The 22,416-nt window shown below is 41.2% G+C and carries 9 protein-coding genes; 7 read left to right on the top strand and 2 right to left on the bottom strand.

Translation table 11 applies throughout. The features are described from left to right. Positions 1-8: 8 nt before the first annotated feature. From DDZ16_RS15345 to DDZ16_RS15360, 4 genes are all read left to right on the top strand, one after another. Positions 9-1,691: a RagB/SusD family nutrient uptake outer membrane protein gene (locus tag DDZ16_RS15345; protein WP_109265372.1), complete on the top strand. Its 1,683-nt coding sequence runs from the start codon at positions 9-11 to the stop codon at positions 1,689-1,691. 111 nt (positions 1,692-1,802) lie between these two features. After that, positions 1,803-4,184 (top strand): hypothetical protein, encoded by a 2,382-nt coding sequence (locus tag DDZ16_RS15350; protein WP_109265373.1) that lies wholly within the window; start codon positions 1,803-1,805, stop codon positions 4,182-4,184. An 88-nt stretch (positions 4,185-4,272) separates the two neighbouring features. Then, a complete protein-coding gene (locus DDZ16_RS15355; protein WP_158275685.1) occupies positions 4,273-6,237 on the top strand; it encodes a glycoside hydrolase family 97 protein in 1,965 nt (654 codons plus the stop codon). Positions 6,238-6,433: 196 nt separating this feature from the next. Further along, positions 6,434-7,471 (top strand): PEGA domain-containing protein, encoded by a 1,038-nt coding sequence (locus DDZ16_RS15360; RefSeq protein ID WP_109265375.1) that lies wholly within the window; start codon positions 6,434-6,436, stop codon positions 7,469-7,471. A 998-nt stretch (positions 7,472-8,469) separates the two neighbouring features. On the opposite strand, the gene DDZ16_RS15370 is transcribed toward DDZ16_RS15360, so the two are convergent. Next, positions 8,470-9,351, bottom strand: coding sequence for an AraC family transcriptional regulator (locus DDZ16_RS15370; RefSeq protein ID WP_109265377.1), 882 nt, complete (start codon positions 9,349-9,351; stop codon positions 8,470-8,472). Positions 9,352-9,616: 265 nt separating this feature from the next. On the opposite strand from DDZ16_RS15370, the gene DDZ16_RS15375 reads away from it, so the two are divergent. The 3 genes from DDZ16_RS15375 (at position 9,617) to DDZ16_RS15385 (ending at position 17,487) form a co-directional block, all read left to right on the top strand. Next, positions 9,617-11,011, top strand: a complete 1,395-nt coding sequence (locus DDZ16_RS15375; protein ID WP_109265378.1) for a sugar porter family MFS transporter — start codon at positions 9,617-9,619, stop codon at positions 11,009-11,011. Positions 11,012-11,402: 391 nt separating this feature from the next. Beyond that, a complete protein-coding gene (locus tag DDZ16_RS15380) occupies positions 11,403-14,723 on the top strand; it encodes a DUF5107 domain-containing protein (protein WP_109265379.1) in 3,321 nt (1,106 codons plus the stop codon). Between the two features lie 19 nt (positions 14,724-14,742). Further along, the gene (locus tag DDZ16_RS15385) at positions 14,743-17,487 is read left to right on the top strand and encodes a glycoside hydrolase family 2 protein (protein ID WP_109265380.1); all 2,745 of its coding nucleotides are present in this window, start codon (positions 14,743-14,745) and stop codon (positions 17,485-17,487) included. 457 nt (positions 17,488-17,944) lie between these two features. Here the strand turns inward: DDZ16_RS15385 and DDZ16_RS15390 are convergent, their stop codons facing one another. Further along, the gene (locus tag DDZ16_RS15390) at positions 17,945-22,105 is read right to left on the bottom strand and encodes a hybrid sensor histidine kinase/response regulator transcription factor (RefSeq protein ID WP_232526748.1); all 4,161 of its coding nucleotides are present in this window, start codon (positions 22,103-22,105) and stop codon (positions 17,945-17,947) included. Positions 22,106-22,416 lie beyond the last annotated feature (311 nt).

Consider the following 22,416-nt stretch of genomic DNA (forward strand, 5'->3'; position numbering starts at 1 on the left):
AGTTGAAAATGAAAACAATAACAAGATATATTATAGCTTTTGCTTTTATTCTAAGCTTTACATATTGTAGCGATGATTTTTTGGAAAGAACTCCGAGTGATCAGGTTTCTTCAGCTACTTTTTTTGAGCAAACCAAAGATCTCGAGTATGCTTTGAATGCTGTTTATGACCTTATCGGTTTTAATAGCTGGAATGTGAGCTATGGAAGCGGCACTGATATGTTACGCGTTGAGATTATGACTGACAACGCAGTGGATCACCATTCATGGAATGCCGGTTACCAACTTGCGAATGGTACAGCTTCCGCTTATGACGGATATGTGGAATATAGATGGAGTGAGCGTTACAGAGGGATTATGAGAGCCAATCGTTTGATAGAAGGTGCTGATGGCGTGGATGATATTGATCCGGACTATAAGGCCCGCTTGATTGCAGAAGCTACTTTTCTGAGAGCTTACTTCTATTGGGATTTGGTTTATTTATTTGGAGATGTTCCTTTTTTGACCGAAAGTGTTGATCCCGGGGAAATGGATCCGGTTGATGGGGACCAGGGTGACTTGAAGCCTTCACCCAAAAGCCAACGTGTAGATAAAAACGCTATACTTGATCAATTGTTGATCGATTTGGATCAAGCGATTGCAGATTTGCCTGACAGCTATAACGAAGACAATAGAGGTCGAATTACCAAAGGTGCAGCTCTTACTTTAAAAGGCAGAATTTTACTTATGCAGGAAAAGTGGGAAGAAGCAGCAGCAGCAGCTAAAGATGTAATAGACTCTGATGTATATAGTTTATTTCCTGAATATGCAAATTTATTTGATTACAAAGGAGTTGACTGCAATGAGGTCATTTTCGACATTCAGGTAATGAAAGATGTGGATGAAGGAGAATTTTGGTTGGCAAATTATGGTCCCAATTCGGCAGGAGGGTGGAGCTGTTCGTGTCCGCTGCAATCCATGGTGAATGCTTATGAAACCATTGATGGTAAGACGATTAATGACCCCACCTCTATTTATGATCCGGAGAATCCTTATGAAAACAGAGATCCTAGGTTGCATCATTCAATCTTATATCCAGGACGTGAATGGCAGGGAGGTGTATATAATACCATTCCCGGTGCTTCATATCCAGGTGAAGAAATAGTACCTGGTGATGATCTTACCGATGGAACCGGTGGTCAATGGAATAAAACCGCAACCGGTTATAATTGGCTTAAATATATTTCTCAGGATGATATTGAAACGTCTAATTACTGGGATAGCTCGATTCAGTATATGTTAATGCGTTATGCAGAGGTGTTATTAATGTATGCAGAAGCTAAAATTGAAGCCAATGATATTGACCAATCCGTATATGATGCCATTAACGAAGTGCGTCAGCGTCCCGATGTGAATATGCCTCCTGTTTCTTCCGGGAAATCTCAGAGTGAATTGAGAGAAATAGTTCGGCGTGAACGCAGAGTTGAACTGGCATTTGAAGGTATTCGATTGTTTGATATCCGCCGTTGGGAGATTGCTGAAAATGTAATGCCCGGAGAGGCCGAAGGGCTGACCTACATTGATTCTGAATCAGGCGAAGAAGTGACCCTTTCCGGAGGAGAGCGGATTTTTGACCCGGAAAAACATTATTTATGGCCAATACCTCAGGCAGAGATTGATCTGTCGCAAATAAGTCAAAATAAAGGATGGTAAAAGAATCTTTCTTACGGGGCAGTTGAATGGTCCCGTAAGAAAGTTTTTTATGGTTTAAACGAGACAAGTGTTTAGAAATTAAGGGTTGATATTGTGTTAAGAGATTGTAATATGAAAGGATATATATTATTATTGGTGTGTTTTTTTCTGGGTATCGTTAATACGGCCGGGCAAAAGAGTGTTTACCCCGGTGCCGATGAAAACACACCATCAAAGGCTCAATATTTTAGTTGGATAAACAATACCAATGAGGGGGCCACAGCGGAACAGACTAAGATAAATCTTGCTTTTTTTGAGTGGTTAAAGCAAGAGTATGGTATGCAGTTAGATATTTATGCTTTGGATGCGGGAGCCATAGATGGGAAACGGTTTTATGGCAGCATTTATTCAGATAGATTTAAAAAGCAATTTCCCAACGGTTTTGAGCCCATTTATAAGCAAGCGAAATCGATGGGTGTTAGATTAGGTGTTTGGGGGGGGGCTGATGGTTTTGGAAATACTCCTGAAGAGGAACAGGCACGCATTGATGAGATGGTGAAGCTTTGCAGGGATTATGATTTTGCACTGTTTAAGTTTGATGCAGTATGTGGCCCGCTTCGTCCCGAAAAAGAAGATGCTTTTATCAAAATGATGGAAAAGTGTCGCAAATACAGTCCTGATTTGATACTATTAAACCATCGTTTGGGACTGGATAAAGGTAAACCTTATGCTACTACTTTTTTGTGGGAGGGATACGAGACCTATATTGATGTGTTTATGACCAATAACAGTACAGCGCCTCACCACAGAGCCGGGGCTTTGTCTAGGGGATTGCCTCCGGAATTGAAGCGACTTACTGAGGATCATGGTGTTTGTTTATCTTCTTGTCTCGATTTTTGGGAAGATGACCTTGTTCTCCAGGCTTTTAACCGATCGCTTATTCTATCTCCCGAATTGTATGGTAATCCCTGGTTGCTTCGGGATGATGAATTCTCACAATTAGCCCGTTTTTTCAATCTTCATAAAAAATATGGGGATATTCTTGTTAATGCTAAAACATTACCCAAATCCTATGGGCCGCATGCAGTTGCAAGGGGAGACGAAGAAACAAGATTCATCACATTAAGGAATCTTGGCTGGAATGATACGAGTTATGTTGTTAATTTGAATAACGAATTAGGATTATCAGCCGGTGAAAAAGTGACACTTCTTCAACTCCATCCTTCTGAGAAGGTTTTAGGGGCGTTTAATTTTGGAGAAAAAGTTGAAGTTACGGTTGATCCTTTCAGAGCTTGTATGCTCCTGGCAACAACAGCTCAACCAGATGAACCATTGGTTAATGGGGTTGATTATAAGGTGATTCGTGATATCGAAGGGGAGCCGGTTGAAATTAAATTATTGGGAATGCCTGGTGAGAAAGCCCGGATAAGGCTACCTCAAAATCATAAGTATAGTAAGGTTTTGCTTAATGGGCGTTCCGACACAAGACTGGTTAAGGGAAAAACGGTAAAAGTAAATTTTGAAGGAAAAGAGCTTAAAAAAGACCCTCATCGAAAATTGGCTGAAATGAAACCGGTAAGTAAAACTGGAAGCGAAGAAGCATTTTATGAAGCTACTGTTTTTGCAGCCGACAATAATGCACTTGAAGTGCGTTCACTAAAACGTTCCGGTAAAACAGATATTCCGGCTGTAAAGGCTGCCCGCAACGCTTTCTTTAATCAGGAAACTTTCGTTGAAAGAGGAATTTGGGATAAAAATTTGTTCGATGGAGATATGACAACAGGTTTTTGGCCTTCGGAAAAATATAAAATAGATCAACGTGTAAAAGGAGGAGGTTTTCGCCTTGATTTGGGAAAAGTAATGTATCTGGATGAGCTGATTATTCATGTGCCGGATGATTTCTCCTTACAACCTCTTTTGAGAGGCGAGGGGAATTATGTTGAAGTCTCTTCAGATTTACAGGAATGGAAACAGTTAACTTACATTGCCGGTCAGGAAATGAAGATCAGACTGGAAGAGCCGGTTCGGTATTTTCGCTTTAAGGATTTCCCTCAGCGGATTGTTGAAATCGAAGGTTTAAAAAACGGAGTAAAAGTGAACAATGACTCCTGGCGGGCTTCAAATCTTTTTGCCCATCCTGATAATATGGAGGTGCAAAGAGTTTGGTCAGCCTCGTTTGAACTAGATGAAATTGCCCCCAATAGCTACATGTGTGTTGCACTGAAGGGGAAGCATGGCGTCGAAGGGGCTTATGCAGCTGCTCGTATTGGAGGTGAATTGGTGGGTGCACCTGACCGGGCTGTTTCTTATCCATCCAATACATGGGAGTATGTTAACGCCCGACGAGATGAAAATTATACTTACTACATTCCTGTTGATCAAGAAGATGTGGGGAAGAAGATTGAAGTGTTTGTTATGGGATACGACAAGGAAAATCTTCAATTTTCTCCTGAAGTCTGGATCTCTTCCTATCCGGTTCCATCTAAATCTCTCAAGCTTGAGCTGATAAAATAAAAGTAGAAACCATAGTTGATATTTGAGCCGGGTTTTTCCCGGTTTGGAGATTGGTATGTCTAATTTTAATTAAAGAGATATGTTTGATATGAAATATAAGTTATTAATATTGATTGTTTTGTGTGTTGCGGGAGCCGGGAGGGCATCTGCAAAACAAAATAATTATCGATTGTCTTCTCCCGATAAAAAAATAGAAATCGTTGTAAGTACAGATAGTGTAATTCATTTTTCTGTAAATTTTAATGGAGGTGAGCTTTTTAGCCTCTCAGAAATAGGGATGCAACTTGAAAATGAGCATCTGGGAGGTGACCCTATTGTTGTAAAGGCTAAAAGACAACAGGTTGATGAAACAATCACACCGGTTGTAAAAATAAAGGAAGCCGAAATAATCAATCGGTTCAATGAGTTGAGGCTTTTTTTTAAAAAAGGCTTTTCGCTTTCATTCCGGGTTTTCAATGAGGGAATTGCTTACCGTTTCGAGACTGAAAAGACGGGAGAGATTACTGTTTTGGATGAAATATGTAATATGAGATTTCCTGATAATTACATGTGCTGGTGGGGGAGTGAGAGGCAGTTTCAATCCAATAATCAGGTTTATTATGATTATACATCAGTTCAGGAACTGGGAGGGGAATATTTGGCGAGCTTGCCATTAATTCTTAAACCCTCTGAAGGGCCTAAAATGGTTATTGCCGAGACCGATTTGCAGGATTACCCGGGACTTTGGTTAAAGGGAGCGAATGGTTTAAATCTGAAAAGTGATTTACCCAAGGAGGTCATGGATTTTAAAGAATTAAGTGATCGTCGTCTTCCCATTACTGAGCGATATCATTATATAGCGAAAACTTCCGGGGAGCGTAGTTTTCCGTGGCGGGTTTTTGCAATTGCCGAGGATGATGCCGATTTGATTACCAATCAGATGACCTACCTTCTGGCTTCTGAAAATAAAATTGAAGATGCTTCCTGGATCACACCGGGGAAAGTTTCCTGGGATTGGTGGAATGCTAATAATGTCTACAATGTGGATTTTAAAGCAGGAATAAATACCGAAACTTATAAGTATTACATTGACTTTGCCTCAGAATATGGATTGGAATATGTAATGTTGGATGAAGGTTGGTATAAACTCGGGGATTTGATGGAAGTTGTTCCTGAGATTGATATGGAAGAATTAACATCATATGCTAAAGATAAAGGTGTAGGACTTATGCTTTGGTGTGTATGGAAAACATTGGACGATCAATTGGAAGATGCGATGGATCAATTTGAAGCGTGGGGAATTAAGGGCATAAAAGTTGACTTTATGGACAGAGATGACAAATGGATGGTGAATTATTTTCATCGTATTGCATCTGAGGCTGCTAAACATAAATTGATGGTGGATTTTCATGGTTCTTATAAACCTGCCGGAATTCGGCGTATGTATCCCAATGTTATGACCAGGGAAGGTGTAAACGGAGGCGAACAATTCAAATGGAGCATGCGCCAAACGCCCGAACATGATCTGATTCTTCCTTTTGGCAGAATGTTGGCCGGTCCTCTTGATTATACTCCCGGTTCTATGCAAAATGCCCAGGAGAAAGATTTCAAACCTATTTTCGATACCCCCATGAGTATGGGGACCCGATGCCATCAGCTAGCAATGTTTGTTGTTTATGAAAGTCCTGTGCAGATGCTTTGTGACAGTCCGACAAGGTATTATGACGAGCCAGAGTTTATGGCGTTTTTAAGTGATGTCCCTACGGTTTGGGATGAAACTGTGGTGTTGGAGGCCAGGGTTAGTGATAAATTGTTAATGGCCCGCAGAAATGGCAAGAATTGGTATCTGGGAGGAATGATTGATTGGGATGAGCGAACAGTGGATGTGGATTTGTCATTCTTACCCGATGGACAAAAATATAAAATGACTATTTACACTGATGGTGTTAATGCTAACCGGCATGGTAACGATTTCAAAATGGATGAAGTAATCGTCGACAATAGCTATAAAAAAACAATCCTTCTTAAAAAAGGGGGTGGAATGGCAGCGATGTTGCATCCTGTCCTTAATTAGAAGGGAATGATATAGTTGTTTTTTGTTTGACTCTTTTTTAAAATAGAGAAAGAATGAAAACTTTTACCTCCAGGCAAAAGTTGGATATTTAAACCACAACTGCCCCTCATTAATATTTTTAGGTGTTTTAAAACTTGGAAGGGGAGGAGGAAGCTATTGTTTAGTTTGTAATAAAAGAAAGTTTAAAATATAGATCATGAATATGTTGAGATATGTCAAAGCATTAATGCTTTTTTGTTTCATTGGATTTTTATCTTTCTGTTCATCATCAGATGGGGGCAAAGTTAGAAACTCTTATACTATTAAAATTACAGCAGAGGAGAAGGGGGTTGTATACCTGAATGGTAAGAATACTGGAAATATGACTCCTGCAGAGTTAAATGTGGGTAAAGGAGAGCACGTTTTTGGGGTGGGAACAGACGGATCCAATCAATATTTTAGAAGAGAAATAGATGTTGATGAAGATGCCGAAATATTCCTATCGACAAAAGATCAACCTGACCCAAAAGTTTGGAAGGCGTTGTGGGTAGGAGTCCATGAAGTAAAAGGTTCTTCTCCTAATGGGGTTTGCAGTTCTCATTTTAGTAAAGAGGAGTTAAATGCAGGTTATGAGTTTTTTATGTGGAGTATTGAAAATCATTTTGAATCTTTTACTTACAATACAGTGAAGTGGGATGTGGAACGGAAAGATATTCAATTGCCGGTTCGATTACACAAGGCGAGTAATACCTGGTTTACTCTGGAACCAAACTCAATAACTGAGTTGATTCCTGATATCAAACCCGGAGAATATGATGCTGTTTTTGTGTTTTGGCCAGAGCAGGACGGAGATTGTAGCTTTGAGAGTTCTTATTTCGGTTTGGCGTGGACTGATCCAATGAATGATCCGATTAAAACCGGATATATTACCATTAAATTCGATGCCGGTTCAGATATAAATGAAAAGATAGCATGGTATAAAAACAATGATCCGGGAGTTTGGGTGCATGAATGGTTGCACACTGTTGGTGAGAATTATTATCAAGATCTCGGAGTTTCAATGCCGGAAAAAGGAGATGACGGTTTGGTTTTACATGCCGCAGAGAAATATGGTTATTCTTATCCCTGGATGGATTGGTATAAGGAATTCATGGGAGGTCAAGTGAGAGATCAAAAGAATGGATCCTTATTTTTAGGGATTGGTCCCGAAACCTTTTTAAAGAAATCGTTGCGGGAGGTTGCAGTAGTTGATTAGCAGAGCCTAACTCTGTTTTTTTAGCATTTGCTTATAGAGATTAATTAGTGCTTTAAAAAGCTGCATTTAAATGATGTAGCTTTTTTTTATTGGGTGCTTTGTTGAGGGGCTATTTTATGTTCTTTCTAGCATTTAAACTTAAGATTGCGTTGTCTGCTTGAGAATATTACGTCACGGATTCCTTATATGTGATCTGGATTTAAATTAAAATCTTCATTATTTTTCGGACGGGACTTAATTTTTTTAATATGATGGTCTAAGTAATACCATATGAGTATTTTCCCTTCGCTTACCATTCGTCCCGCCGTCGAAACTGCTTCGGTCCTGCTTCGTAACAGCTTCGGTTGTTGTTCGTTCAGGCTTCGTTCCCTTATAAGCGAAGGATAACCGAAGAACAACCGAACAAACCACGAATCTGCCTCGAATTTGTCCCGGAGCAGGGGCGAAGCAGAACCGAATAATGAAGATTTGGTCGAATACTCGTGTGGGGTGAACAGCATTTTGGTGTTAGAGACAACCATAAAATACCGGATGTTAAGGTGTTTTAGCTGTAATGGTTTGGTAATGAGGTTGTAATTTTGCTGATCGGGGCTAAGTTATCGGATGACAGGTGTTTAGGTGGTTGAACCTTGTTGGTGATTCAACAAATGCAATAAAAACCAGATCCTCTTGAGTGTTGATAATTAGTTGTTTGTTGATTGTTTCTGAAATTCATGTAAGATTACCGGAATATTTTTTTATGAAAAATCCACTTACATTGCGCTTATCAATCGATTGAAGAAGCAGGGTTACCGGAATGGTTATCGCTTGGTTACCGAGCTATTGTTGAACTTTAAAACGATTTGAAATGAGTAGAAAACTGTTGTTAATTCCAGGCCAAACAGAGGCTGAGGGCCTCATACGGAGGAGGGGAGGAATTCTATAAGTGGCGGATGAAAACCGCTCCCATGTTAATACCGGGGTGAAAATCCAGGCAAAAGGAGAAGAACAATTCATTTTTATTTGAAATTCCTTTTCCTGTAATGGGTGGGTGATTGAAGCATAATGCGCTTAAAAGTCCGGGAAAAATAGAAAGGATCTGAAAAGCCCAGATTAGAAGCAATTTCAGCTACACTTAAGGTTGAAGTATCCAGCCAGCGACAAGCTTCCTGCATTTTTAACTGATTAAAATATTCCATGGGGGCATGGCCGGTTTTTTCGGAAAATATTTTTGAAAAATGAGAGGCACTGTATCCTGCGTCACGGGCCAGGTCATCGAGCTTTAGGGGTTTGTTGAGGTTTTCGCGCATAAAATTTATGGCTTGTATTGTAAAGTCGGGTTGGCTGCCTTTCAGTATTTGTCTGAACTGATTGATATACATGAAGGAAGCCATCAAATGCCACAGGCAAAGGTTGGCGTATTCAAGATTTTCACGGCTGTAACCCATCGAAAGGTTTACCAATATTTCTGTGAACAGTTCGGTTCTTTCCTTTTTTCGGGAAACCGGCGATGGAGAGATGACATTGATATGCCCCGTTATTTTTGAAAAAAGGTCCGATTTTTCCCCCGAAAAATGGACCCAGTAAATGTTCCAGGGATTTTCCTCATTCGAATAGTAAGTGTGTGGAGTATGAGCGGGTATTACAAAAAAAAGGTTGGGTAATATTTCATGCTCTTTTGAGCCTATTTTTATTGTGCCTTTTCCTTCCAGGTTATAAATCAGAATATGTTCTTCAATCCCTTCCTTGCGGTCGCGGTAATGAAACCTTGCATTGGGATAAAAACCAATGTCCGTTACGTACAACCCATTGATCAAAGGATTCTTTTTTATTTCTTCAATTATTTTTCCCGGAACAACGATGATCATTTCTCCCGGAAAACCTTCCATTTTTTTTACCATAATGAGAATAAATTGAATTTATTTCATTCAATCATTATTTGAAAACAGGAGGTGTAGGCCTGTTTTTTTATTTTATATGCAAGAGATACAGTGCTTAGTAGTTTGCATGTGCAAATATTGACATAAATTATGGATTATTGGATTAAAAATAAGAAAATCCATGTAATCGCAAAAAATGGCATTTTAATATGACCTTTTGTAATCTACATTTGTAATGTGATTCTAATGTGATATTGTAATAAGTAAAATGGAAACACTTCGATAAATGGAAAACTACAATTTTAAATACATCTGGGGAATAACCCTGGTCTCAGCTATGGGAGGACTCCTGTTTGGCTACGACTGGGTAGTGATTGGCGGTGCCAAACCATTTTATGAACGATTCTTTGATATTGTGAATTCTCCGTACCTGCAGGGATGGGCCATGAGCAGCGCCTTGCTGGGCTGTATTGTAGGGGCCATGGGAGCAGGCTGGTTAAGTGACCGGTTCGGACGAAAGCCATCACTTATTGTAGCCGCATTTCTTTTTACACTTTCTGCGTTAGGAACAGGATGGACAAGTGATTTTACACTTTTTATCTGGTTCAGGCTCCTGGGTGGTTTAGGCATCGGACTGGCATCCTCTATTTCTCCCATTTATATTGCCGAGGTAGCGCCGGCTGAGAAGCGCGGACGCTTTGTCTCTCTCAACCAGCTGACCATTGTTATTGGCATTCTGGCAGCTCAGATAGCCAATTATTTGATTGCTGAACCAGTTCCTGAAGGGGCCACCGATACGGTTATCCTCAATTCCTGGAACGGACAAATGGGGTGGCGCTTCATGTTCTGGGCAGAATTGGTGCCGGCATCACTTTTCTTCGGCCTCATGTTCTTTGTCCCTGAAAGTCCCAGGTGGTTGACTAAAAATCACAAGAATGAAGCAGCATTGAAAGTTCTAAGTAAAGTAGGAGGTCTGGACTATGGACAAAGAGTGATTGATAGCATCAAGCACAGTTTAAAAGGAAATTCACAAAAAGTAAGACTGAAAGATCTTTTGGCAGTGAAGGTAAGACCCATTTTGCTGATAGGCATTGTATTGGCCGTATTCCAGCAATGGTCGGGGATTAATGTGGTTTTTAATTATGCTGAAGAGATATTCAGGGCAGCCGGCTTTGGCGTTACCGATGTGCTTTTCAATATTGTTATTACCGGTATTGTCAATCTGGTGTTTACTTTTCTGGCTTTGAAAACGGTAGATTCTTGGGGAAGAAGAAAATTAATGCTCTTTGGATCGGCCGGACTGGCAGTGACCTACCTTTTACTTGGAGGCAGTTATTTCTTTGAATTGAATGGTTTTGTTGTCCTCTTGTTTGTGGTGTTGGGTATTGGTATTTATGCCATGTCACTGGCGCCAATTACATGGGTTGTACTGTCCGAAATCTTTCCCAATAAAATACGTGGAACAGCCATGTCCGTTGGTACTTCTTCTCTTTGGATTGCCAGTTTTGTGTTGACTTATACTTTTCCGTTGCTTAACAGTTCGTTAGGGGCCTCAGGTACTTTCTGGGTGTATGCACTTATTTGTCTGTTAGGGTTTTCATTTATTTTGAAGAAGCTGCCTGAAACTAAAGGAAAGACCCTTGAGGAGATTGAAGAGTATTTTGAAGGTGAGAATAACTGAGAAAACTAAAAATTGAATCAGATTATTGTTAAAAGAAGCAGGCTGAAGGCCTGCAATCAACTTAGCCCGGGGCAATCGCCCCGGGAAAGAATGAGTTCCTCATTCTCCTCCGCCCCGCCCGTTTGGTCGCAAGGCGACCAAACGGGCGGGGGAGTGGCTGTGTTGGATTTACATACCCAGGGCGGTTGCCCTGGGCTATATTGCTATCAGGCCTTCAGCCTGAAATTTTGAAGAACCAGATTTCATCAAAAAAAGTAAGTGCAAAAAAACTTCAAGTTGTTTCAAATTTCCTTGCACATTATTAATGCGTTATTCTTGTAATATAATGATAAAGAGTAGTTTTCTATTTTTAGCAAGCCTGTTAAAATGACTTTTTTAAAACAAAATAATTATGAAATCAAATGTAAAAGTATGGTCTCAGGAAGAGGTCATTCCCACATACGGTATCGGTTACCCCGATAAAAACCCTATTTTTCTGGAAAAGAGAGTTTACCAGGGAAGTAGTGGTGCGGTATATCCTTATCCCGTAATTGAGAAAATTTACGATACTAAGGAAGATGTTGCTTATCAGGCCATCTATCTGGAAAATGAGTATGTGAAGCTGATGATACTTCCCCAGTTGGGAGGCAGAATTCAGATGGCATGGGATAAGATTAAACAACGCCATTTTGTTTACTATAACCATGTTATTAAGCCCGCTCTTGTTGGGCTTACCGGTCCCTGGATATCGGGCGGAATTGAGTTTAACTGGCCACAGCACCACCGTCCGTCTACCTATTTGCCGGTTGATTGGCGCATTGAGGAAAATGAAGATGGAAGTGCCACGGTCTGGGTCAACGAGATTGAGCGCATGTTTGGACAAAAAGGCGCAGCTGGTTTTACCCTGCACCCCGGGAGAGCCTATCTGGAAATTAAGGGACAGTTGTTTAACCGAACGCCATTTCCGCAAACGTTTTTGTGGTGGGCCAATCCGGCTGTAGCTGTGAACGACCATTACCAGTCGGTTTTTCCACCCGATGTAAATGCGGTTTTTGACCACGGTAAACGGGATGTTTCAACATTCCCCATAGCTACGGGAACTTATTACAAGGTCGATTATTCTTCAGGCGTGGATATATCACGGTACAAAAATCTTCCGGTACCTACGTCCTACATGGCTATTAAGTCGAAATACGAATTTGTGGGAGGCTATGAAAACGATACAAAGGCTGGTGTTCTTCATGTGGCCAATAATCATATTTCTCCCGGTAAAAAACAATGGACCTGGGGTTGTGGCGATTTTGGCGTGGCCTGGGACAGAAACCTGACCGACGAAGATGGTCCATATATTGAGCTGATGGCCGGTGTATTTACCGATAATCAGCCCGACTTTACCTGGTTGATGCCTGGAGAGGAGAGGACTTTTGAGCAGGTATTTTTACCCTATAGAGAGTTGGGTGTTGTAAAGAATGCCAACCGGAATGTGTTGCTTAATCTTGAGCCCGAACAAGGCAAGCTGCTTTTAAAACTGTTTGGAACCTCGGTTTTTGAAAATGCCAAAGTTGTTTTAAAAGAAGACTCCAAAATAATTTGGGAAAAAACAATTGCCCTTTCCCCGGAGAAGGTTTTTGAAGAACGGTTGGATATAGATGCATCATTGATGGACAATGTATGTGTGGCGGTTTATGACGGCGGTGGCGAGCAACTTATCAGTTGGAGGGCTGAAAAAGATGAGATAAAAAAACCTGCCGAACCTGCAAAAGCAGCCAAAGAGCCTCACGAGATTCTCACCAATGAACAGCTATTTCTTACGGGGCAGCATTTGGAGCAGTATCGTCATGCTACCTTTTCGCCTGTTGATTATTATCAGGAGGCATTAAAGCGTGATCCTAAAGATATCCGTAATAACAATGCCATGGGTTTGTGGTTCTTACGCAGAGGCAAATTTGCATTGGCGAAGACATATTTCCAGACTGCCATCGACACCCAATTGGAGAGGAACCCCAATCCTTACGATGGGGAGCCTTTATACAACAGCGGGGTGGCTCTCTTTTATCAAGGGAATTATGACGAAGCTTACGACAGCTTCTATAAGGCTACCTGGAATGCGGCCTGGAAAAGCGTCTCGTTCCTGTTTCTGGCCCGTATTTCTGCCAGAAAAGGATTGTTTAAACGAGCGCTCAGTGAAGCAGAGCAAGCTCTCATTGCCAACTGGCACAACCACAGTGCCCGCTTTTTGAAATCTGTTTTGCTCAGAAAGCTGGGTGAAAGTCAAAAGGCTCAGAAGTGGGCTGAAGAGTGTCTGGTGATTGATGGTTTTAATTTTGGTTGTCTGTATGAAAAAGCACTGCTTTCTGGCGCTGGATCAGATAAAGATTATTGGCATCAGTTAATGCGGAACGCCAATAACAATTACCGCGAACTGGCTCTTGAATATGCCTCTGCCGGCTTTTTTGATGAAGCCCGCAGTATCATTCTTGTAGGGATAGAGTCTTGTCCTGCTGACTGTATGGATCAATATTATACCGGGTGGTTTTCATCAAAACTAGGCGATGAAGAAGCCAGGAATAAATACTATGAAGAGGCCAAAGACGGAGCTGAGGGCGAATTCTTTCCAAACAAACCTGAGGAGATTCTGATTCTCTCGGATGCCTTGAAGTTTTCTGCAAACGATTGGCATGCGGCTTATTTACTAGGTAATATCTGGTACGATAAGCGTCAGTATCCTGAAGCTATTGAGTGCTGGGAGCAATCTGCGGCTTCCAATCCCGATTTTCACAGAGTGCATCGCAGTCTTGCACTGGCTTATTACAACAAGCTGGATCAAAAAGATGCTGCTCTTAAAGAACTGGAGCTGGCGCATGATCTGGAACCATCTGATCCCCGAATCGTTATGGAATTGGATCAGCTTTACAAGAAGTTGAATAAACCATTTAACGAAAGACTGGCATTTCTTGAGGCCCATCCCGAGGCCCTTGATTACCGGGACGATCTCTATCTCGAGTTGGTAACCTTGTATAATCAAATTGGAGATTATGAAAAGGCTAAAAACTTAATCTCCGATCGTAAGTTCCACCCCTGGGAAGGCGGAGAAGGAAAAGTACCGGCGCAATACCAGATTTGCCGTCTGGGACTGGCCAGGGAAGCCCTTAAGGTGAAAGAGTATCAGAAAGTGGTGGATTTGATGAAAGAAACGCTCTATTATCCCGAAAATCTGGGTGAGGGCAAATTATATGGCGCTCAGGAAAATGATTTCTACTACTACATGGGATTGGGGTACGAAGGTTTAGATGAGAAGGAAAAAGCCCGCGAATGTTTCGAAATCGCTTCTCAGGGTCTGGACACTCCCTCTGATGCCATGTTTTACAACGATCAGAAACCGGATAAAATTTTCTATCAGGGATTGGCCTTGTTGCAATTGAATCGCACCGATGAAGCCATGAGCCGTTTTAACAAACTCATTGCTTATGGGGAAAAGCATCTGTTTGATGAGGTTAAAATTGATTATTTTGCCGTTTCGCTTCCCGATTTGCTGGTGTGGGAGGAGGATCTGAATGTGAGGAATACCATTCACTGTTATTATCTTCTTGGTCTGGGATACCTTGGACAGGGGAAAACCGACAAGGCTGATTATTTTCTGAGTAAAGCTTACGAATTGAATGTAAACCATCAGGGAGTACAGATTCATTTGGAGATGGCCAGGGAAACAAATAGAATAAAAAGTGTACAATAATTTTTAAAATCAGGACACAATGAGACATATATTACTGCTTCTGCTGGTCATTGTAACAATGGCAGGCTGTCAAAGTAAAGAGATAAAGGAGCTTTCGCTAGCCGGGGAATGGCAATTCCGTTTGGATAGTGCGGATGTGGGAGTTGATAGTGAGTGGTATGAACAGAATCTTCCGGGAAGTATTAATCTTCCCGGGACTCTGGATGATGCCGGATTTGGAACACCGACTTCACTGGAACCGGAGTTAAAGAAGGAGGTTTTACTTGGGCTCACCAGAAAATACGATTATGTTGGGCCGGCCTGGTATTCGCGTGAGTTTACTGTTCCTCAGAACTGGGACGGAAAGCAGGTTGAATTGAACCTTGAAAGGGTGATATGGAAAACCACTGTGTGGGTTGATGGACAGGAAGTTGGAGGTGGAGAGAGCTTAGTGGCTCCCCACAGGTTTGATTTTTCAGAGTACTTAAAGCCCGGTCAAAAGCAAAGACTGACTATTCGGATTGATAACCGTAAGCAATATGATATCAGTGTAAAACTGTTGGCACATGCTTACACAAACGCTACCCAGATAATCTGGAACGGAGTTATTGGTGATCTGAAACTTGAAGCCTCCGATAAATTGAGTATCGAAAAATTACAGGTTTTCCCCGATTTGGAGCAGAAAAAACTGAACCTGAGCTTTGAGGTACATAACAATACCGGAGAGAACTTTGAAGGGGATGTGAAAGTTGAGGTTTTTTCTCAGAATGACAATGCCAATCCTGTGAAAGCCAGTAAGTCCATCAATGCCAATGTGAAGAGACAATTGGTGTCGCTTACAGTGGAGATGGATGACGAGGAGGTTGTTGCCTGGGATGAATTCAATCCTCATTTGTATGATCTTCACCTTAGCTTTGAAGGAGGCGGATATAATGATGCCGTTTCCGAAACTTTCGGTATGCGGTCCATAAAAAGGGAAGGTGATCAGATGATGATCAATGGCCGTCCATTGTTCCTGAGAGGCACACTGGAGTGTTGCATCTTTCCATTGAAAGGTTATCCTCCAATGTCAAAGAAAGAGTGGAAAGAATTAATGATCACTGCCCGGGACTGGGGACTTAATCATTTGCGCTTTCACTCCTGGTGTCCTCCTGAGGCTGCTTTTGAGGCTGCTGATGAAATAGGATTTTATCTTCAGGCTGAGTTGCCTTACTGGAATCTAACCTTTGGGGAAGACAGTGCCACCGTTAGGTTCTTGAAGGAGGAAGCTCAGCGAATGATCGATGAGTATGGCAATCATCCATCTTTCTGTTTCTGGTCGATGGGCAATGAGATTGAAGGTGATTTTGAACAGCTGAATGATCTGGTACATAGTCTGAAATCCAGAGATAACCGTCATCTGTATTGTGTTACGGCTTTTACTTTTCAGGAGGGGCACGGAAAGGCCCCTGAGCCTTACGATGACTTTTTCATTACCCAATACACCGACAGTGGATGGGTGAGAGGACAAGGGGTTTTTAATGTGGAATATCCCTCGTTTGATAAAGATTATCAGGCCACGGCAGGACATCTTGAGGTTCCGCTGATAACGCACGAAATAGGTCAGTATTCCGTTTACCCCGATCCGGCAGAAGCTGCTAAATACACTGGCAATCTTTTACCTTTGAATTTCCAGGCTATCGGAAATGATATGGAGAAAAACGGAATGCTGGAAATGGCTCCCGACTTTCATAAAGCTACCGGTGCTTTTGCAGGTGTTCTTTACAAAGAAGAGATAGAACGGGCCCTGAAGACAGAGCCTGTAAGCGGTTTTCAATTGCTGGATCTGCATGATTTTCCAGGACAGGGAACTGCCCTGGTTGGTTTGCTGGATGCTTTCTGGGATCCAAAAGGTGCCGTTAGTAAGGTGTGGTTTACCCGTTTTTCATCGCCCGTAGTGCCTCTTTTGAGATACGAAAAAGCGGTGTATGAAAACAATGAAGTGTTCAAGGCCATTCCTCAGGTGGTTAATTACAGCAATAATGATTTGAGCGAGGTTCTTACCTGCAGAGTGAAGTCTTCTTCAGGAGAGCAATTGTTTGAAGAAAATGTGGGTGTTAAAGATATTCCTGTTGGCAATCAAAAGCTGGAAGAGTCATTTTCTTTTGATTTTTCAACCATCGATGAAGCGCAACAGTTGACTTTGGAATTGCAATATGGCGAATTTGTGAATGCCTGGAAAATATGGGTTTATCCTGCAGGTAAATCGGTTGATACCACTGATTTAGTAGTGACAAGATCTTTTACAGAAGCCAGACAAGCGTTGGAACACGGCAAAAAAGTATTGTTGAATCCGGATGTTGAGTCACTGAAAGGCATTGAAGGAATGTTTGTGCCGGTTTTCTGGAGTCCTGTTCACTTTCCCGATCAGCCCGGAACTATGGGGTTGTTGATGGATGAGAACCATAAGGCTTTTAAGATATTTCCTACATCATATCACTCAGACTGGCAGTGGTGGGATTTGTGCAAACGATCCAAAACCCTTGAACTGCCTTATGATTTCGATGGAGAAATTATCGTTCAGGTGGTCGATAATTTTGCCAAAAACCGTCTGCTGGCTGATGTATTTGAAGCCCGCATTGGTGATGGAAAACTGATTTTCTGTTCTATGGATATTTCCGAAGATTTGGATGAACGCCCTGTGGCAAGGCAACTTAGAAAGAGTCTGCAAAAATATATGAATAGTGAGGATTTTACCCCGGAAAAGACGCTTAAATGGGAAGATATAGAACAGTTTGAGTTGTAAGAGCACGTTAACAATGGACGATTAGCAGTTTAATAATTGCTTTCCCTTTAAAATACTTCGAGAAATAGTTTTGACGTTAAATGGGGTGTCCAAAAAGTATAAAACACCAAAGGCTGTGTCATGTTGAGCGAAACCTAAACCTCTGCTTATTAAACGAACAGATTCTTCGACAAGCTCAGAATGACTTCAAATTTGGACTTTTTGGATAACCCCTTTTATTGCTCTGAAGGTGCTCAATTCATAATAAAAAATGTCATGTCAAGGGTAGGATGTCGGTTGAGACTGACTTGATAATAGTGTGACATTTATTAAATTGGGTTACTTAAGTTTTTTGTGGTTTTTTTCTTTATGCAAGGCGGGGTTTGCTTAGCATAGCCTTAGCTATGGTTAAAAGCCCCAACGAAGCAGAAAGGAAAAAAGCGCCTGAAATTAGTGAATGAATTTAGTGATTGTCACACTAGGTTACGCCATTACTTTTCTTTTGATATTGAGTAGGGGTAACCCCAAACTCTTTTTTAAAAGTCACTCCAAAATAGCTCACATCTTTAAAACCGCATTTAAAAGCCACATCCGAAATTGTTAAATCACCTTCCTCAATCATTTCGGCTGCTTTGAGCATTCTGGTTTTTCTGATAAATGTATTTGGGTTAATGTTCAGTAAATCAGATATTTTTCGGTAAAGCATTGAGTTGCTCATGGAAACCTCCCGGGCCAGCAATTTTACCGAAAAATCAGGGTTGGCAAGGTTGTTCTCAATCACTTGTCTGGCCTTTTGTAAAAATGCATCATCTTTTGTGGTTACTTTGCTGACAGTGGCCGGCTTTTTTTGTTTTTCAATCCGGTTCAACGTTCTTTTTTGTTGTTCGAGTAGTGCTTCCATTCTGGCCAGTAAGGTGTTTATGTTGAATGGTTTGGACATGTAACTGTCGGCTCCTGCTCTGTATCCTTCCGCCTTTTCCTCGTCCGAAGATTTTGCAGTAAGCAGAATTACCGGTATGTGAGTGGTTGTTTGGCTGTTTTTTATTTTCCGGCACAATTCCAGTCCATCCATAGCAGGCATTAAAATGTCTGATATGATGATGTCAGGTCTTCTGTTTAACGCCATTTCATAGGCGGTTATTCCATTTGGCGCTTCCAGCACAGAAAACAATTTTTCAATGTTACTTTTTATGATTTTTCTGAAATCAGCATTGTCTTCGACAATAAGAACTGTAGGCTTTTCATCAAAAACGTGATGAAGGTTTTTAAGTCTTAAGAGTGTTTCTTCTTCAATGATTTCAGGCTGCATGAAACTTTCTGAGTGATGACCTTTTTTCTGAGTTACAATTTCATCAGATCTGAACGCTTTTTTGTTGATGGGAATAGAAAAGAAGGCTGATGTACCATTTTCAGGTACACTATCTATTCTTAGAGTGCCTTTGTGAGCTTCAATCATCGACTTGGTTAATGCCAGTCCAATACCAAAGCCACTGCCATTGCTGTTTTTCGATTTAAAGGACTGAAATCGTTTGAATATAAGATTGAGCTTTTCTGCAGATATCCCGCTACCAGAGTCCTTCACAATGAAAAGTGCCTGTGTTTGGTTTCCCTCTTTTTTTAGAGATAGCTGTAAATTGACAGATCCTTCTTCAGGTGTGAATTTAAAGGCATTGGATAACAAATTGTAAAGAATAATGTCCAGTTTTTCATGATCAAACCAAACAGGTGATTCCGGACATTGTATTTCACAATAAAATTGAATGTGTTTTTTTCTTGCCAGTGGTGTGAAGTTGTCACATATATTTTGTACAAATTGGTTCAGATTATCTGATGCCACACTTAAGGGGAGTTGTTCTACTTCCGATTTACTGTAATAAAGAAACTGCTGGTTCAATCGGTTTAGCCGGTTTATATTTCGTTCGGCCAGAGAAAGGTCTTTTCCGTTAGGAGCATTCCGAAGATGGCGCCAATCGTCAATCAGGCATGATAAAATATTGAGAGGAGTAAGGAATTCGTGAGAAATATTGGCAAATAATCCCTGTTTGAAATGATTTAGTTTTTCGGACTTTTGCCGTTCTATATGTTCAATTTGAAGGGCGTGTTTTACCTGTTGGTTTTTGCGCTCCATTCGGAATATTAAAGCAATGATGCCACCGAACAAAAAGAAGTAAAGTGTAAAGGCCCACCAGGTTTTGTAAGGAGCTGGTCTGACTTTAATGAATAACTTTTCTGCATGGGGGTTCCAGTAGCCGTGACTGTTGGAGCCTTTTATTTTTAAGGTATATTGTCCAGGTTTAAGGTTTGCATAATTTAATGTTCGTGTATTGGCATCCATTACTCGCCACCGGTCTTCAAGTCCTTCCAGTTTGACTGAGTATTTATTGTTTTCGGGCTGAGAGAATGAGAGGGCTGCAAAAGTAATTGAGATGTTGTTTTTGAAGTGGTTTAAAATCAAAGGATCATCAGGACCTGATGCGCTCTGGACCGGTTCCCCCATAACTTTAATATCAGTAATGACTACAGGAGGAATAAAGCTGTCCGGTTTTATCTTTAGCGGATCAAAGAAATTGAAGCCACGGTTTCCTCCGATAAATAAATTTCCTTCATTATCCAGATAGCTGGCTCCTTTGTTAAATATATTGCTTTGAAGTCCGTTCTCCTGAAGAAAATAGTTGGATTTAATCTGCCCTTCGTCAGTGTTCATTCTGGTTAATCCCCGGTTGGTACCAATCCACAGATTACCACCGGCATCTTGTTCCATGTTATAAATGATATTGCCGGATACATGGTTGTTGAAAGGAATGAAATGACTGTTTTCGGAATCCCATTTAAAAAGGCCTCCTCCTCCCGAACCAACCCAGAGTTGCTTGTCCGCATCTTCAAAAAGCGTGATGATGTGGTCGGTTATTAGTCCGTTTTCGCTATTGGCCATGTATTGCTCAAATATAAGCGGATAATGGGTTCTGATATTAGATGTCAGTCGGTTGATGCCATGATCAAAGGTAGCCACCCACAGGTTTTCTTGGTGGTCCTCAAGTATTTTTGATATGCGGTTACTGCTTAACGACCCGGCATCGTTCGGGTTATACTGGTAACGAAGAACACTGAAATTGCTGAATTTTTCCGGTTGAAAAGGCACTATTTTGTACAGACCGTTTTCTGTGCCAATCCAGAGGTAACCCAGATGGTCCTCATAAATATCAAATATTTCTCTTGAGGGGAAGTCGTAAGCCTCGGTGGTTTTGTTAATGATCAGGTATTGACCTGTTTGTAGGTTGAATTTAATGAGTCCCGAGTACCGTGTTCCCAGCCAGAGGTTTCCTTGTTGGTCCCAATGGAAGCAATTAACAGTGTTAAGATCGGAGGGTAATCTATTAAAAGGGATTAATTCGGTATAATGAGTGAAACTTTCCGTTTTGGTGTCATAAGCGCCAAATCCCAGACTACGTACACCAATCAGTAATTCTCCTTCAGGAGTTTTGGTAAAGGCAGAAACCGACTGACTTTGCCGTGAAACAAAAACATCCGGGATTTGATAGGGCGTGAATAATTTAATTTTATTGTCGATCTTATTTACACCTCCCCCCGATGTGCCCACCCACATGAGGCCCGATGCATCACATAAAAGAGAGTAAGCTTCATTCTGCGATAAGCGTCGATTTTGAATGTTATTTCTAAACTGATAAAAAACGGGTGATGGATGAGCCGGCTGTTCCATCATTGTTAAACCATAGGGAGTCCCCACCCATAAGTTGCTGTCCTTGTCAAATGCCAGGTCATAGATGATGTCTCCGGCAATGGATTTTTGGTCTTCTTTGTAGGTGAGATGATTTTTTACAATCATCGAATCTTTTTGCAAGGTGAAATTTATTAGCCCGCCATCCCAAAGTCCAAGCCAGTATTCATTGGCTTTTCCTTGTATCATGGAAAAGGGTGAAAAGTGTGGGATGTTCAGCAGGATATCTTTCCCGGTCCAGGTGTTAATTTGTCCGGTGGATTTGTTTATCTGAGTCAACGCTCCTTTCCACGAAGCAATCCATACATTTTCTGATTTATCAATGTAAATATTGGTAATCCAGTTGGAATTCATTCCACACTCCTGGCGTGATATGTTGTAAGTCTCGATAATTCCGGATTCCCTGGAAAGAACCTCGACGCCTGCCCCAGAGCTGCCTATCCATATGTTGTCATCCTTGTCGATGACGAGGGTGTTTAAAACGTCGTATGAGAGATTGAAAGGAGGCTTTGTTTGTGTATTATAAAAAGTGAATTGCTCTGTCACTTTATTAAGACTTGCGACTCCCCGGTCAGTGGCACACCATAAAAGACCTTTTGAGTCTTCTTTTATTTTGTTGAAAGAGTTGGTGATAAGCCCTTTGCTATGATGATGAGCGATTGAAAATGATTTTAGTTCATAACCGTCGTAACGGATGAGTCCTTCGGTGGTGCAAAACCACAAATAACCTTCCGAATCCTGAAAAACATCATTTATCTCATCTGAGGGCAAACCGTGGTTGCTGCTGATTATGTCAATATCGTAATGACTTTGGGCCTTTAAATTTAAAACAAGAGGAATCATGATTAGCATCAGGCTTGTTAGACGGACTAACCCTTGATTCATAATTGATGTCGTGATCATGGTATTTATGTTTTATAATATCCGGTTATTTACCTTATTGAAAATATAGAGGGGCTTTGCCCCTTAAACCCCAATTACTTTTTTGTCTTGACACAAAAAAGTAATCAAAAAAAGTCAAGGCTGTGATCGCTTCACTCAAAAAAACAGCGTTTGATGGCTAAAATCTTTTAAACTCGCCTGTCGGCTCAAACAGAAAAGATTTTTTAACGCCATCTTCACTTGTTTTTTTGGCTCACCGGTCAAGGCCGTCCTTCTCGGTGGGGGCTGCTTTCAAGTTGGGCATAAGACCAGATACTCATTTACGTTTTTAA

The sequence above is a fragment of the Marinilabilia rubra genome (assembly GCF_003121985.1).
GTDB lineage: Bacteria > Bacteroidota > Bacteroidia > Bacteroidales > Marinilabiliaceae > Marinilabilia > Marinilabilia rubra.